Origin of the sequence: Mycobacterium heidelbergense (assembly GCF_050205645.1) — a bacterium.
Classification (GTDB): domain Bacteria; phylum Actinomycetota; class Actinomycetes; order Mycobacteriales; family Mycobacteriaceae; genus Mycobacterium; species Mycobacterium heidelbergense_A.
The window spans coordinates 1-14,409 of sequence record NZ_JBNMQT010000009.1; the positions used below are offsets into that span (position 1 = coordinate 1).

The 14,409-nt window shown below is 65.3% G+C and carries 15 protein-coding genes; 7 read left to right on the top strand and 8 right to left on the bottom strand.

The window, feature by feature from the left end; all coding sequences use genetic code 11:
• From ACQI5H_RS12025 to ACQI5H_RS12045, 5 genes are all read right to left on the bottom strand, one after another.
• On the bottom strand, positions 1–70 hold a 70-nt coding region (locus ACQI5H_RS12025), incomplete at its 3' end, for a hypothetical protein (protein WP_427079799.1).
• A gap of 81 nt (positions 71–151) precedes the next feature.
• Positions 152–1,912: a protein kinase domain-containing protein gene (locus tag ACQI5H_RS12030; RefSeq protein WP_427079602.1), complete on the bottom strand. Its 1,761-nt coding sequence runs from the start codon at positions 1,910–1,912 to the stop codon at positions 152–154.
• Between the two features lie 259 nt (positions 1,913–2,171).
• On the bottom strand, positions 2,172–3,356 hold the full coding sequence (gene embR, locus ACQI5H_RS12035) for an ATPase/transcriptional regulator EmbR (RefSeq protein WP_427079603.1): 1,185 nt from the start codon (positions 3,354–3,356) through the stop codon (positions 2,172–2,174).
• Positions 3,353–5,302 (bottom strand): ABC transporter ATP-binding protein, encoded by a 1,950-nt coding sequence (locus ACQI5H_RS12040; protein ID WP_427079604.1) that lies wholly within the window; start codon positions 5,300–5,302, stop codon positions 3,353–3,355. Before ACQI5H_RS12040 ends, embR begins: the two co-directional genes overlap by 4 nt.
• Complete coding sequence (locus tag ACQI5H_RS12045) at positions 5,299–7,044, bottom strand: ABC transporter ATP-binding protein (protein ID WP_427079605.1); 1,746 nt, start codon at positions 7,042–7,044, stop codon at positions 5,299–5,301. The genes ACQI5H_RS12040 and ACQI5H_RS12045 overlap by 4 nt, the downstream gene beginning before the upstream one ends.
• A 197-nt stretch (positions 7,045–7,241) precedes the next feature.
• Between ACQI5H_RS12045 and ACQI5H_RS12050 the strand changes: the two genes are divergently transcribed.
• Positions 7,242–7,790 carry a DUF3558 domain-containing protein gene (locus ACQI5H_RS12050; RefSeq protein WP_076059710.1) on the top strand — a complete coding sequence of 183 codons (549 nt, stop codon included), beginning with the start codon at positions 7,242–7,244 and terminating at the stop codon, positions 7,788–7,790.
• A complete protein-coding gene (locus tag ACQI5H_RS12055) occupies positions 7,787–8,329 on the top strand; it encodes a DUF3558 domain-containing protein (protein WP_427079606.1) in 543 nt (180 codons plus the stop codon). The genes ACQI5H_RS12050 and ACQI5H_RS12055 overlap by 4 nt, the downstream gene beginning before the upstream one ends.
• A 1-nt stretch (position 8,330) precedes the next feature.
• Here ACQI5H_RS12055 and ACQI5H_RS12060 read toward each other — a convergent pair whose 3' ends face one another.
• Positions 8,331–8,834: a SixA phosphatase family protein gene (locus tag ACQI5H_RS12060; protein WP_427079607.1), complete on the bottom strand. Its 504-nt coding sequence runs from the start codon at positions 8,832–8,834 to the stop codon at positions 8,331–8,333.
• Between the two features lie 118 nt (positions 8,835–8,952).
• Here ACQI5H_RS12060 and ACQI5H_RS12065 point away from each other — a divergent pair, with 118 nt between their 5' ends.
• From ACQI5H_RS12065 to ACQI5H_RS12085, 5 genes are all read left to right on the top strand, one after another.
• The gene (locus ACQI5H_RS12065) at positions 8,953–10,476 is read left to right on the top strand and encodes a PucR family transcriptional regulator (protein ID WP_427079608.1); all 1,524 of its coding nucleotides are present in this window, start codon (positions 8,953–8,955) and stop codon (positions 10,474–10,476) included.
• A gap of 172 nt (positions 10,477–10,648) precedes the next feature.
• Positions 10,649–11,278, top strand: coding sequence for an Rv1733c family protein (locus ACQI5H_RS12070; RefSeq protein ID WP_427079609.1), 630 nt, complete (start codon positions 10,649–10,651; stop codon positions 11,276–11,278).
• 276 nt (positions 11,279–11,554) lie between these two features.
• On the top strand, positions 11,555–12,079 hold the full coding sequence (locus ACQI5H_RS12075; RefSeq protein WP_427079610.1) for a GreA/GreB family elongation factor: 525 nt from the start codon (positions 11,555–11,557) through the stop codon (positions 12,077–12,079).
• 53 nt (positions 12,080–12,132) lie between these two features.
• A complete protein-coding gene (locus tag ACQI5H_RS12080; RefSeq protein WP_427079611.1) occupies positions 12,133–12,603 on the top strand; it encodes a GreA/GreB family elongation factor in 471 nt (156 codons plus the stop codon).
• A gap of 59 nt (positions 12,604–12,662) precedes the next feature.
• Positions 12,663–13,004 carry a hypothetical protein gene (locus tag ACQI5H_RS12085; protein WP_427079612.1) on the top strand — a complete coding sequence of 114 codons (342 nt, stop codon included), beginning with the start codon at positions 12,663–12,665 and terminating at the stop codon, positions 13,002–13,004.
• A gap of 69 nt (positions 13,005–13,073) precedes the next feature.
• On the opposite strand, the gene ACQI5H_RS12090 is transcribed toward ACQI5H_RS12085, so the two are convergent.
• Both ACQI5H_RS12090 and ACQI5H_RS12095 read right to left on the bottom strand, forming a co-directional pair.
• On the bottom strand, positions 13,074–13,508 hold the full coding sequence (locus ACQI5H_RS12090; protein ID WP_427079613.1) for an ester cyclase: 435 nt from the start codon (positions 13,506–13,508) through the stop codon (positions 13,074–13,076).
• A gap of 10 nt (positions 13,509–13,518) precedes the next feature.
• Positions 13,519–14,295: an AraC family transcriptional regulator gene (locus tag ACQI5H_RS12095; protein ID WP_427079614.1), complete on the bottom strand. Its 777-nt coding sequence runs from the start codon at positions 14,293–14,295 to the stop codon at positions 13,519–13,521.
• Positions 14,296–14,409: the final 114 nt, after the last annotated feature.

Below are 14,409 nucleotides of genomic sequence, written 5' to 3' on the forward strand. Positions count from 1 at the left end.
GGCCCAACAGCCGCTTGAGGTGATAAGGACCAAACATCGACCCCACCCGCGAGGCCTGACCCTCACTCATCCCAGATCCTCCAAACCAACCCCAGACCCGCCGACCATACCGCCCGTAGCCGAGTGCCGGTATCCGTTGCCGCGCAATGGGTCAGCCGTACTTCTCCCACCACCCGTGCAGGTCCTCGATTGTCGGGGGATCCCCGAAGACGTCACAGAGCATTAGTTTGGCGTCGTTGGTCCACACCACGTTCGGGTGACCCTTGTAGGTTGCGCACGCGACCATGCCGGCGGTCACCGTCGGGCTCTTGTCGTAGTGCCAGCTATCAGGCGACGGTCCGCCGCCGGGGCAGTTCATCAGCTGCCCGGCGGCGATGTCGTCGTTGAACGCCTTCTTCAGGACATCGGCGTTGGCGAACAGTCCGTACACCGCGCGAGACGGGCCGCCCGGGTTGGTGTTCTGCCCGCAATCGACCATGGCCACTGCGTTCACCCAGATGCTGTTCGGCTTCGGCGTGGTCGGGGTACAGGTGCCGCTGGCGTAGCCGACGGGCAGCTGACTGAGCAGCTTGCCCTGGGGATCGCCGCCCGGGGTCGTGGTGGTGGTGGACCGCGACGTCCTCGTGGTGGTGGTGGGCGCCGTCGTCGTGGTGCTGTGCGCCTGCGGGTTGTTGTCGTCGTTGCCGCCCATGACTATCGCGATGCCGATGGCGGCGCCGACGAGGACGACCACCAGCGCCGCCGCGGCGGCGACGAGGGGCCAGGGGTTGCGTTTCGGTTTGGGTGGTTGGTTCCAGGGTTGTTGGGGCGTGGGAGTGCCCCAGTTCGGACCGGCGGCTTGGTAAAACGGCGCTGCGGCGGGCTGGCCGGCCGCGGGCACCGGGCCACTGGGTGGCCCCCAGGCCTGCCCGGGTTGTGCGGGCGGCGTCGCACCGGAAGGGGGCCCGGCGGCGCCCGCATTCGGCGGAGGCGCGTCTTGCGCCGGCGGGTTCGGGGATGTCGCGGCAGGCGACGGTGTGCCGGGCAGGGTGGCTTCTTGGCTGCGGCGCAGGATGTTGTCGGCGTGGTCTTGGTCGGGGTCGGAGAGGGCTTCGTGGGCGGCTAGGGCCAGATCGCCGGCGCTGGCGAAGCGGTCTTCGGGTTTTTTGGCCATGCCCCGCGCGATCACGCCGTCGAGGGCCTTGGGGATGCCCGAGCGTGCGCTGCTGGGCTGGGGGATGGGCTGCATCAGATGCGCGGTGACCAACGTGGAGGCACTGTCGGCCCGATACGGCGGAGAACCGGTCAAGCACTCATACAGCACACACGCCAGCGCATAGATATCGGCGCGATAGGTGACCTCATCGTTGGAAAACCGTTCCGGCGCCATGTATTTCCACGTACCCACCGCCGTGCCCAACTGGGTCAGCTTCTCATCGGTGGTCGCACTGGCGATCCCGAAATCGACCAGATAGGCAAAATCGTCACGCGTGACCAAGATGTTGGGCGGCTTGACGTCTCGATGCATTACCCCCGCGGCATGAGCGGCATCCAGCGCCGAGGCGATCTGGGCGATAATGGCCACCGCCCGCGGCGGGGTCAACGGACCAAACCGCTTGAGCACACTATCGAGATCGGTGCCCTCGATCAGGCGCATCTCCATGAACATCTGCCCATCGATCTCGCCGTAATCATGAATGGGCACCACATGGGGCTCCTGCAAACGCCCGGCAATACGGGCCTCACGCTTCATCCGCTCACGAAACACCGGATCGCGGCTAAAGGTGTCCGACATCAACTTCACGGCCACCGTCCACTCCTTGACGGTGTGCTCGGCCTCATACACCTCACCCATGCCACCACGGCCCAACAGCCGCTTGAGGTGATAAGGACCAAACATCGACCCCACCCGCGAGGCCTGACCCTCACTCATCCCAGATCCTCCAAACCAACCCCAGACCCGCCGACCATACCAACAAGTTTGCCCAGAATCGCCCAGATCCACCTATAACAGCCGGCCTACGGCCCGGCGACCATACGGCCGGACACGGGCGAAAGCGCCGCACGCCCGAAAAGCCGTGTGGTGGTTGTCAGCGGCCTGGCCGCAAAGCGGCACCGCGCCGCCTAAATATTTGGGCCGCGAGAGAAAAACCGTGTGCGGCAAGCATATTCGGCGATATTCGGCGTCGCGCCTAGACCTGGGTGGTCTGGCCGGTTTTGTCGCCCCCGCCGATCCGAAACGTGAATTCGTGATCGCAGATGCGGATGTGGTCCCCGTCGTTGAGGGTGGCGGCCGCGCGGATCCGCTGGTGCCCCAGGTGCACGCCGTTCGACGACCGGAGGTCGTTGAGGATGTAGCTGGTGCCCGTGTCGACGATGACGGCGTGGTGCCGGCTGACGTTGGCGCCATCGAGGACTATGTCGTTGTCGCTTTGCCGCCCAATCCGGGTCGCCGCCGCCAGCAGCGGGTAGCGGCGTCCCGACGCTTCATCGAGATACGCGACGGCTTTCTGGCCCGGCACCTGGGTGCGCTGGTCGAGCACGGTGACCGTGCCGACGGCGGTGGTTTTGGCCGATTTCTTGGCGTCCAACGGATCCTGGCGCAGGATGAGCTCGTTGAGATCGCGGAGGGTTTGGCCGGGGTCGATGCCGAGGTCATCGGCAAGCGTTGTTTTCACGCGGCGAAAGGCGGCCAACGCGTCGGATTGGCGGTCCGTGAGGTAGTAGGCGGTGATCAACTGGGCCCACAGCTGCTCGCGGTAGGGGTGTTCGGCGGTCAGCGCCTCGAGCTCGGCGATGATGTTCGCCGCCCGTCCGCAAGCCAGCTCGGCTTCGGCCTTCGCGGTGTGGGCGAGCATCTTTTCCTCGGACAGCGAGGTGGCGTAGGTGCCGACGAACTGGAAGTCGCGCAAGTCGTCGAGTACCGGTCCACGCCATTGACCCAACGCATCCGTCAGGTGCCGGCTGGCCTGTTCGAAGCGGCCGGCGGCGGCGGCGTGCACGCCCGCGGTTTTCTCGGTGATGAACCGTCCGAGATCGCAGGCGTCCTCGGTGATGCTGAGCCGGTAACCCGGGGGCGCCGCCGCCAACACCGCTCGCGGATCGATCCCGGCGCCGCTGAGCAGCTTGCGCAGGTTGGACACGTAGGAGTGGATGCTTGCCCGTGCGCCCGACGGGGGCCGCTCCTCCCACAAGGCGGTGATGAGCCGGTCGACGCCCACCGGACTGTTGCGATTGATCAGCAGCATGGCCAGCACCGCTCGCTGCTTGGGCGTGCCCAACGGCACCAATGCGCCGTCAACGCTCATCTCCAACGGCCCGAGCAGGCCGAATTCGAGACGTTTGTCCGCCATCGCGCTTACCGGTCCTTCCGTCATTCTGATGCGCAGTTCGTGGATTCGGAAAAGGCCTGGGTCATCGCGTAGTAGGCGCCCCGGCGGGCCAGCAGCTCGGCGTGATTGCCTTGTTCGACGATCCGGCCGGACTGCACCACCAGAATGCGATCGGCGTCGCGGATTGTCGAAAGACGGTGCGCGATAATGAAACTCGTCCGATCCTGGCGAAGCTCACACATGGCGCGCTGAATGAGCGCCTCGGTGCGGGTGTCGACCGAGCTGGTCGCCTCGTCCAGAATCAACAGCTGTGGGCGGACAAGGAACGCGCGGGCGATGGTGATGAGCTGCTTCTCGCCGGCGCTGAGGTTGCCGCCGTCCCAGCCGACCCGGGTCTGGTAGCCGGCGGGCAGCGTGTGCACGAAACGGTCGACGTAGGCCGCCTTGGCGGCTTCCACTATCTCGTCCTCGCCGGCCTCGGGCCGCCCGTAGGCGATATTCTCCGCGATCGTCCCGTCGAAGAGCCAGGTGTCCTGCAGCACCATGCCGATGCGCGATCGCAGTGTTTGCCTGCTCATCGTGGTGATGTCGACACCGTCGACGAGGATCCGGCCGGAATCGACGTCGTAGAACCGCATGAGCAGGTTCACCAGGGTGGTTTTGCCGGCGCCGGTCGGTCCGACGATCGCCACCGTGCTGCCGGGCTCGGCGACCAGCGACAGGTCCTCGATGACCGGGGTGCCCGGACGGTAGGCAAAGCTGATGCGCTCGAACTCGACCCGCCCGCTCGGGCCTGAGTGGGCGCGTGGCCCGGCCGGCTCGGGAACTGGCTCGGGGGCCCCCGTCTCCTCCGGCTCGTCGAGCAGCTCGAACACCCGCTCGGCGCTGGCGACTCCGGATTGCAGGGTGTTGTACATCCCGGCGACCTGGCTCAGCGGAGTGTTGAACTGCCGCACGTATTGGATGAACGCCTGGATGCTGCCGAGGGTGATTTGTCCGGTGGCCACCTGCAGCCCGCCCATCACGGCGACCGCGACGTATCCCAGGTTGCCGACAAACGTCGTCGCCGGTGCCACCAGGCCGGAGAAGAATTGGGAACCGAAGCTGGCGTGGTAGACGTCGTCGTTGAACCGGCGGTACCGCTCGCGCGCTGCCGCCTGGTGGCCGAACGTCTTGACGATCGTGAACCCGCTGTAGGTCTCCTCGATGTGCGCGTTGAGCCGTCCGATGCTCTTCCACTGGGCCGCGAACAGCCGTTGCGAACGGCGCGCGATCGCGCGCGTGGCCAGCAACGAGACCGGCACCGTGAGCAATGTGATCAGCGCCAACAGCGGCGAGATCGACACCATCATCGCCAGCACCGCCACGATGGTCAGGATCGACGTCAGCAGCTGACTGATCGTCATCGACAGCGAAGATTGCAGGTTGTCGATATCGTTGGTGACCCGGCTGAGCAGCTCACCGCGCTGCCGTCCGTCGAAGTAGGCCAGCGGCAGTCGGTGCACCTTGTCCTCGACCTGGGAACGCAGCGCCACCATGGTGCGCTGCAGCGTGAGGTTCAGCAGCCGCGCTTGTACCCAAATCAGCAGCGCCGCAACCAGATACAGCGCCAACGCCACCGTCAGCGTACGGGCGACCGCGCCGAAGTCGACCCCTTTGCCCGGCACCACGTTCATCCCCGACAGCAGATCGGCGAAGCCCGTGTCGCCGCGGCTGCGGGCCGCCGCGACGGCCTGTGCTTTGGTGATGCCGGCCGGAAGACCGCGGCCGATCACGCCGTTGAACAGCAGATCGGTGGCATGGCCGAGGATTCGCGGAACGACGACGCCGATCGCCGTGCCGGTGATGCCGAGGAAGATCACCGCGGTGGCCAGCCGTCGTTGCGGCGCAAGCTGTTTCACCAGCCGGGTCGCCGAACCCCAGAAATCGCGGGACCGGGCGGCCGGCGCCGCCGCGACACCCCGGGTGGGCCTATTGGTGACCGCCGTCATTGTGCGTCCCCGACCCCGGCGCCGACGGACTGCGAGTCCGCGAATTCCGCGTAGGTGGGGCAGTCGGTCAGCAGCGATTCATGAGTGCCCGAACCGACCATGATCCCGTTGTCGACGACGACCACCTGATCGGCCTGGGCGGCGGTCGAAATTCGTTGCGTGACAGCGATGATGGTGGCGCTCGCAGACACCGAGCGCAGCGAGTCGCGCACCCTTGCGTCGGTGTGCACGTCGAGCGCGGAGAACGCGTCGTCGACCAGATAGATGGCCGGGCGGCGGATGACCGCGCGGGCGATGGCAAGCCGCTGGCGTTGCCCACCGGAGAAGTTGATTCCACCCTGGGCGACGCGCATGCGCAGTCCGTCGTCGTGCGCCCGCACGAATCCGTCGGCGGCCGCCATTCGCAGCGCTTCCCACATCTCCTCGTCTGACGCGTCAGCCTTGCCGTAACGCAGGTTTTCCTCGACGGTGCCGGAGAAGAGGTAGCCGCGCTGGGGAACCAGCCCGATCGCGGACCAGAGTCGCTCGGTGTGGTAGTCGCGGACGTCGACGTCGTCGACCAGGACGGCGCCGGCCGTCACGTCGTAGAGCCGGGCAATCAGCGATACCAGCGTCGACTTTCCCGAGCCGGTGCTCCCGACGATAACCGTGGTGGTGCCGGGGGAGGCTGTGAACGAGATGTCTTGCAGCACGGGGCGATCCGCGCCCGGATAGGTGAAGGTGGCGTTCTGCACGCGCACGTCTCCGGTGATCCCGCCGCGCGGGAATTTGGGGCTCGGCGGATCGCCGATCGCCGGGCGGGTGGACAGCACCTCGGTGATCCGTTCGGCGCACACGGACGCCCGGGGCAAGATGACCAGCGTCATCGTCGCCATCAGCACCGCCATCAGGATCTGGGTGAAGTAGGCCAGAAACGCGGTCAGCGAGCCGACCTGCATCTGGCCGCGATCGATGCGCAACCCGCCGAACCAGATCAGTGCGACGCTGGACACGTTGATGGTCAGCGTGGTCACGGGCAGCATCAACGCCTGCCAGTTACCGGCGTTCAGCGAGGCATTCGACAGTGCCGCATTAGCTCGGGCAAACCGGTCGCGCTCGAAGCGTTCGCGGGTGAACGCGCGCACTACGCGGACCCCGGCAAGTTGGTCGCGCATCACCCGGTTGATGCCGTCGATCAGGCTCTGCATCCTGCGGAACAGCGGCAGCATGTGCGACATGATCCAGTAATTGGTTATGGCCAGGATCGGAACGCTGACCAGCAGCAGCCACGTCAACGCGGCCTCCTGATGGATCGCCATGAAGATGCCGCCGACACACATGATCGGCGCGGTGACCAGAACCGTCGCCCCCATCTGCACCAGGTATTGGATCTGCCGGACGTCATTGGTGCTGCGGGTCAGCAGCGTCGGTGCGCCGAACCGTGCGGTGTCGCGCTCGGAGAACGTAGTGACGTGTTCGAACATCGCCCAGCGCAGGTCGCGGCCGAAGCCCATCCCCGTCCGCGAGCCGACGTAGAGCGCCCCGACCGAACACAACAGCTGCACACCCGTGACCGCGAGCATCAGCGTGCCGAGGCTGAGGATGGCGGCGGTATCGCCCTTGGCGACGCCGTCGTCGATGATCGCCGCGTTGACCGTCGGCAGGTAAAGCGTCGCCAGGGTGCTGACTATCTGGAGCACCGTCAGCACCGCAACCAGCCGACGGTACGGCCGGATGTACTGGCGCAGCAGTGCCAGGAGCATTTGGTAACTGTCGCATATGGCAGGGGTCCCGGTCCCGAGCACCGCCGGAGGGTTGCGCGCTCGCGCCGCATCCGGCAAAGGCATTGAATTGCCAGCTCAGCGGGCGCGTCGGTGGTTGACCCGCGGGGCTGCCGCTACAGTGCATCGTGTGGGGCATCGTGTGGACCAGCAGCAGGCTGAGAAGAAGCAGAGTATCGGTGCGGCGTAACCTGACAGCGCTCGCCATCGCGGCGTCGGCCACGATCCTGATTTCTGCGGGGTGCTCGAGTTCCGGCGACAACAAACCAGGCGCGACTTCATCGACGGAACCTGGGAGTGGGGACGGTCACCACGGGCCGATGTTCCCGCAATGCGGCGGCGTCGGCGATCAGACGGTGGCCGAACTGACCAAGGTCAACGGGCTGATCAATACCGCCCGGAACTCCGTTGGGTGCCAGTGGCTGGCGGGCGGCGGCATTCTCGGCCCGCACTTCTCCTTCTCCTGGTACCGCGGCAGCCCGATCGGTCGCGAACGCAAGACCGAGGAGCTGTCGCGGGCGAGCGTCGATGACATCAACATCAACGGCCACGGCGGTTTCATCGCCGTCGGCAACGAACCGAACCTGGGCGACTCGCTGTGCGAGGTCGGCATCCAATTCCAGGACGACTTCATCGAATGGTCGATCAGCTTCAGTCAGAAACCGTTCCCGCCGCCGTGTGACATAGCCAAAGAACTGGCCCGTCAGTCGATTGCGAACGCGAAATGAGCAGAAGAGGCGTGCGCGGCGGTGTAGCCGTGTTGATCATCGCGCTGATGGTGGCCACTGGTTGTTCACGGTCGGTCGGCGGTAAAGCCATCAAGGCGGGCGGGCCGTCCCCCAACAACAACTCCCAGCAGCAGTACCCCAACCTGCTGAAGGAATGCGAGGTCCTGACCTCCGACATCCTGGCCAAGACCGTGGGTGCCGATCCGCTTGACATCCAGAGCACCTTCGTCGGCGCGATCTGCCGGTGGCAGGCCGCCAACCCCGCCGGACTGATCGACATCACCCGGTTCTGGTTCGAACAGGGCAGCCTCGGCAACGAGCGCAAGGTTGCTGACTTCCTGAGGTACAAGGTCGAGAGCCGTCAGATCGCGGGCATCAACTCGATTGTGATGCGCCCCGACGATCCCAACGGCGCGTGCGGAGTGGCCAGCGATGCGGCGGGGGTGGTCGGCTGGTGGGTCAATCCCCAGGCGCCCGGCATCGACGCCTGTGGGCAGGCCATCAAGCTCATGGAGCTGACGCTGGCCACCAACTCGTAGGTCAGCGCGGTATCTCGAAGGCGACCAGCGCGGCCCGGTTGAGTTCCAGGCGTTTCCAGTCGCCCGCCACGGTCAGCACCGCGATCGCCGACGTCGGGAATTTCTCCGAAATGCGTTGCACCGCTGCCGTATCGGTGCCCTCGGCGCCCGCTAGGCCGATCGCCACGTTGGACGTGGTCGGTTCGTGCCCGACGACGAGCAGGGTGTCGACGCTGTCGGCGACCCCGTTGATTTCGTCGATCATCGTGCCGGGGGTGGCGCCGTAGAGTCGCTCGCTGTATCGCACCATGGCGTCGATGCCCGTCCTGTCCAACGTCTGCCGGGCGCGTGTGGCCGTCGAACACAGCACGGCATCGATGGCGGGCACGTTGGCGCGCAACCAGTCGCCGGCGAGCCCGGCCTCGCGGATGCCCCGCGGCGCCAACGGCCGGTCGTGATCGACGACGCCATCCGGGTACGACGACTTCGCGTGCCGCATCAACAGCAGGGTGCGTTGGCCATTCACCCGACCCACGTTAGTGCTCGAAGTCCAACCTGAGAGCTGTCGCCGATGACGCGTCGTGTCTAGAGTTCGTTAACGGTCACGGCAACGTCGCTGTGGTCGATGGTATGGGGAGCGGCTCGTGATTACGTTGGACCGCTTAGTGAATGTGCTGGGCGATTACGGCGTCCGCCTGAAGTGGTCGTCTGTGCCGCGATCGACCGAATTACGCAGCGTGGTTATCCACGAGACCGCGGGTGACCACACCGTGGTCGGCGACGTCTTGTTGGCCATCGGTGCCGACACGGTGGCCCAAGCTGTGCAGTGGGCAGCCTCTGCTGGATCCGTCGTGGTGCTGGTGCGCGACGACGGCCAACAGGTCACTTTCGACGGTGCGTCCGCGGCTCTCGCGATCATGGTTCTCGACGAGGAGATGGCCTGGAGCGAAGTCGCGGCGGTTGTCTACGGACTCGTAATGGAGGGCCGTGAGACGGAGTCCGGCCGCGGTCCCACCGATTTGTTCGCGCTGGCGGACAGTCTGGCGGATGTCATCGGCGGTGCCGTTGTAATCCACGATCGGCTGTTGCGGGTGTTGGCGTATTCGAGGCAGCAGCGGCATGCCGACGCCGCGCGGGTGGCGACAATCCTCGAGCGACAGACACCGGAGCGGCTGCGCGCATTGTTCGAGGCCCGTGGAGTATTCGCGCATCTGGCGGACTCCGACGATCCGCTGTTTGTCGCGGAGGACAACGAGCGCGGCATGTCTGGCCGGATGGTGGTGGCGGTGCGCTCAGGACGAGAACTTATCGGGTCGGTTTGGGTCGCGTGCTCGGCGCCGCTGGAAGGCGGCGCTCTAAGCGCCCTGGCCGACGGCGCGCGCACAGTGGCCCTGCATCTGCTTCGCTCACGAGCCAGCGCGGACCTGGAGCGTCATGTCGAATCCGAGCTGGTGATCCGTCTACTGGAGGGCACCGCCGATGCCGCCACCGTGGCCAGCCGGCTGGGTTTGCCGCACAGCTCATTGCGCGTGATTGCACTCCGAGCGTTCGTCGGCGCGGACCGCGATGCTGCTCTGCTGCTCGCGTTCGAGCGCGCGACCATGGGTTTCGGCTGGTCACGTCCGGGCCGCAGCGCGTTGGCAGGCAACACCGTTTACACCGTGCTTCCCGGGGACGAGGCAACGACGGCGCGGCGCTGGGTGAGCGGTCTGGGGGCGGCCCTCCCCGAACGGGCCACGGTGTTGGCCGGTATCAGCGGGGTGGCTGAGGTGACCGAACTCGCCGCCGCGCGCGATGAGGCCGAGGAATGTTTGGCGCTGCACGAGATTTCGCCCCGCGCGGCGCCTCCGGTCTATGACGAGTCGTGGGCTGACATCCTGCTGCAGCGATTGCGCACCGCGGCGCGCTCGGGCCGGTCCCCATCGCGCGGGCCGGTGGCCGAGCTAGGCCGCCATGACCGAGCCAACGGGACCGACTACCTGGCCACGCTGCGAGCATGGCTGGAGGCCCAGGGCGACCCGACCGCTGCTGGTGAACGTCTGGGAGTGCACGAAAACACCGTGCGTTATCGGTTGCGCAAGATGGCCGAGATCACCGATCTGCCGTTAGACAACGCCAGGAAGCGGCTGGCGATGATGATAGAACTCGCGGCCATCGACACCGATTGACCAAGTGCGCTGTCGTAGCTTGACAAAGCGCGGCAGCGTGGTTGTCTGCCTGCGGCAAAGCTTGCGGCAGCGATTCACACCATCATGGGTGTTGCCAAGTCAGGTTCGAGTGACGGCTCGTATTCGGCCGCCTCGCACTAGCTCAAAAGCCGCTCTTCGATGGGAACGTTCGATGTCCACCTCAGATCCCGGTCATCGGCGGATCGGCGATCGCCGACCCGACGATGACGGCGCGATGGAGACCTTCACCGTGCCCTTGCCGCGGACGCTGTTTGTGCGGCTGTTTGGTCGTAACCCGTTGGTGCGCGTCACGGATCGGGTGGAGGGACTGATGTTGGTGTTGGTCGTCATCGTGTCGCTGATTGCTGTGCCTATCAGTGCCGCCGTGGGCACCGCTGTCCATGATTCTCGAAGCCGCACCTACGCCGAGCAGGTCCAAACTCGCAGCCCGGTGACCGCGACTGTCACGGGGGACAGTCATCCTCGCCGGGACCTTGAAAGCCCAACCGTGACGGTTCCCGCCCGATGGATTGCTTCCGGGGCCGAACGCACCGGCGACGTCATAGCACCGCTGACGGCCAAGATTGGCGACAACATTGAGATTTGGGTAGATGGTGAAGGCCATCCGGTGGCCCGACCGGTCAACACTGCCCGCACCGAGGCGGTGGCCTTTGCAGCCGCGACCTGGTGGGCCATGAGCCTCATGGCGGTCGCTTTATTCGCCCGCGCCAGAATTACCCTTGACCGGCTCCGCTACGACCAATGGCAACAGAGCTTCGACCGCCTCGTCGAGCGACGATAGGTCAGGACGCGCGCACGCGGTGGTCGCTATCGGGCACTGCGGCAACAGCTTTGTCGGGCCACAACAATGCGCGACGTCGCCGTTGTTGGTTTCTAGCAAGCGGCGCGGCGCCTGCGCGATCCACCATGGAATCAGGCGGCCGCCGGCACTTTTCGACTCACGCGGGCCAAAGACCGCAGCGAATATTTCGCCCATGACGTGCCCCGAGTGGTCAGGGGCGGTGCCCCATGCGGCCCGCCCCTGGCGACGCCCTCGATACGAAAGGACATCAATCCAATGACCACCATCCAACGCATCCGAATGACGCACCACGACTACACCCGACTGCACGACGAACTTGCCGCGCAGCGCTCGCGCCGCGGCATCGAGGTTCCCGACGACGTCATGGATTACGACGCGAATCGCCTCGCGCGCCACTCTGCGCGACAAGCACGCATCCGCGAGATCGAGGATTTACTGACCAACGCGGTGGTCGTAGGTGCGGACGCCGTCTTCGACCCCGTCGCCGAACCGGGCATGGTGTTGACCGTCCGCTACGACGACACCGGCGACACCGAAACATTTCTGCTCGGCAGGCCTGACGTGGACACCGCCGGCATCAAGGTCTACTCGATGGCATCGCCGCTGGGCCGCATGATTGCAGGCGCGCGTCCCGGCGATCAGCGCGTCTACGCAATTCCCGGTGAGACTGGGCGGCCCGTGACACTGCTCAAGGCGGTGCCCTGTGGGATGTATGTGGCGAAACGGCATGGGCCACAGCCTATCCCACGGATATATAGCGACTGCTCAATGGGGACCTAACGCCCTTCGGGCCAACCCATGACCATCATTATCGCGCGACGAAAGGAACAGGCATGACCAACCCTCAAACGCGCGTGTGGATTTCGCCGCAAGGCTACGAGCGGCTCCAAAGGGAACTGACCACCCTTCGTGAGCTATGTTGCGCCGCAGCCGCTGACGGTGACATCGATGAAAACAATGTGGCCGTGCAACGAGCGTGGCAGGCACGTATTCAACGGATCCATGATGTGATGAACAACGCCGTCGTCGGTGTGGATCCACCCGATGACGGGATTGCCGAACCCGGCATGGTTTTGACCATCCGCTACGACGACACCGGCGAGACCGAAACTTTCCTGCTGAGTGTGCGCGGCGCCGAACACGGTGACATGGACGTCTACTCCAACCAGTCCCCGCTCGGCGCCGCCATCGAAGGCGCACGCGCCGGTGAGCGTCGCACCTACACCCTGCCCAACGGCGCGGCCCTCACCGTCACACTCCTGGAAGCCGTTCCCTACGGCGTTCACACGGCTGAAGCGAAGTAACCGCTCGTCCTAAGGAACCCGGATGGGCACGAGCACAAAACAATTAGGAGGATTCCGCCATGATGTCGACTATCAGCGAGTATCGCGACATCGACCGCGACACACAATGGCTTGCACGCGATTGTTCCTTGGTAGCCGATCACGCTGGCATGTCGCTGCACACCCATTTCCAGCAAGAGGTCACCATCGTCGAGGTGAGCGGTGCGGTACTCATGCATCATGAATTATCGGACATTCCGGCCAAGCAGATCCACCGGTGGGAAGGCGAGGGGGGTTTCATACCGCCCGAGCACGACACGCGTGGGAGCTTCACTCGGCGTAGTCGAATACGCGATCGGTTCGCCGGCGAGGGAAAGGCCGTGTGTCGGACTACGGAAACCGAAGTGACACAACTAGTTTGAGGCGTCGAGATCAAAGGGACCGTGCTGCGCGATCGCCGTGCAGACGCGGGCAGAAAATGACACCGAGGATCAGCGCGCGCCGCTGGGGCGCCAGCCGAGTTGGAGCAGCAGGCCCAGGTCGTCACGGACTGCACGATGATGTGTGATCCGGCCACCGGTGATCGTGAAGATATGCACCTGTTCGTGGCTGATCTCCTTGCGGGTGGGTTCGATGCCGTTGAACGTTCCGGTATGTTTGCCGGTCATTGTGGCCGCGACTATCACCACCCCTTTCTCGGCCACGGTCTCGCGCAGTTCGAAACGCAGACCGGAGAACGCGTCGCGCAGCCATCGGCTGGTAGCCAGAAATCCCGCGGGACCGGGAAGCTGCCGACCGACGTCGCCGGAGTCGTCATCGGCTTCCTGATTCACATAGTCGGATGCGATGATTCGTTGTGCCAGCTGCGCCTCGCCGGTCTCGATCAGCCGGAAAGACTCGACCGCAATGGCTTTCGGGTCCGTCATGTCCCAGAGGCTAAGACGTTCCACGCGCGCTGGTATTGGACGAAACGGACACGCCCCGGGGAAGCGCGGTGGGCAACATCCCCGCCAGTGCCCGGCACTCATTGATCATGTGCGCCTGGTCGGCGTAGTGCGCCTCAACCGCCAGCTCCGGCCAGCGAATTCGCGCACCACGACCGTGGATCAAATCGAGCAGATGCTGGAATCGAAGGATCCGGCCAAACCGTTTCGGCCCGTAGCCGACAGCGGCTTCAAACCGGCGGCGCAGCTGTCGTTCGCTGAGCTCGACGGCAGTGGCCACGCTCGACACCGGTCGGCCTGGGTGTCGCCGCATCATCGCTATCGCACCGGTGATCTCAGTGTCGATCAGAGGGTCGGCGCCGGAGAAGTACCCGGTTAACACGTTTTGCAGGGCCGCCACGCGCTGACTGGGAGTCGTTGCGGCAAGCACCTTCTCGGCGATCAGGTTACCGCGGACACCGAAAACCGAATCGAGAATGACATGCTGATTGGTGAACTCGGAGACGGGCCGTCCCAGGACCGCCGTCGCCGCGCCCGGCCGCAATCGAATACCGGCCAGCACGCATGCTTCGTCGGCAGCCAGGTCATAGAAGACTGTGCTGGGCCCGGCGATCGTGACGTCGCCGCGCGGACCGACGAACACGTCAACGCAGCCGTCCGGGATCACCCGAACGGACCGAGGCGCCGAGCCGGACCGCGTCCAACCGCATTCCACCCACGGCGTAAGCCGCCGATCAGGGAGAAACTCCTGGTACATAGCGATCACCACATGCTGAGAGTCGTCTGCCTGGTATCAAAACACACACCCGGAGGCATGCCGGTGCACATCCCCCGACTTGTCGGTGTGCGGACCTAAACTCGCGGTGCCTCGATAGCCACGCAA

What these genes read in the sequence shown, in the direction of transcription:
- ACQI5H_RS12075 (WP_427079610.1), top strand. Translation starts at nt 11,555, where the DNA reads ATGACCACCATCCAACGCATCCGAATGACGCACCACGACTACACCCGA.
- ACQI5H_RS12090 (WP_427079613.1), bottom strand. Translation starts at nt 13,508, where the DNA reads ATGACGGACCCGAAAGCCATTGCGGTCGAGTCTTTCCGGCTGATCGAG.
- ACQI5H_RS12070 (WP_427079609.1), top strand. Translation starts at nt 10,649, where the DNA reads ATGTCCACCTCAGATCCCGGTCATCGGCGGATCGGCGATCGCCGACCC.
- embR (WP_427079603.1), bottom strand. Translation starts at nt 3,356, where the DNA reads ATGACGGAAGGACCGGTAAGCGCGATGGCGGACAAACGTCTCGAATTC.
- ACQI5H_RS12045 (WP_427079605.1), bottom strand. Translation starts at nt 7,044, where the DNA reads ATGCTCCTGGCACTGCTGCGCCAGTACATCCGGCCGTACCGTCGGCTG.
- ACQI5H_RS12030 (WP_427079602.1), bottom strand. Translation starts at nt 1,912, where the DNA reads ATGAGTGAGGGTCAGGCCTCGCGGGTGGGGTCGATGTTTGGTCCTTAT.
- ACQI5H_RS12080 (WP_427079611.1), top strand. Translation starts at nt 12,133, where the DNA reads ATGACCAACCCTCAAACGCGCGTGTGGATTTCGCCGCAAGGCTACGAG.
- ACQI5H_RS12085 (WP_427079612.1), top strand. Translation starts at nt 12,663, where the DNA reads ATGATGTCGACTATCAGCGAGTATCGCGACATCGACCGCGACACACAA.
- ACQI5H_RS12040 (WP_427079604.1), bottom strand. Translation starts at nt 5,302, where the DNA reads ATGACGGCGGTCACCAATAGGCCCACCCGGGGTGTCGCGGCGGCGCCG.
- ACQI5H_RS12055 (WP_427079606.1), top strand. Translation starts at nt 7,787, where the DNA reads ATGAGCAGAAGAGGCGTGCGCGGCGGTGTAGCCGTGTTGATCATCGCG.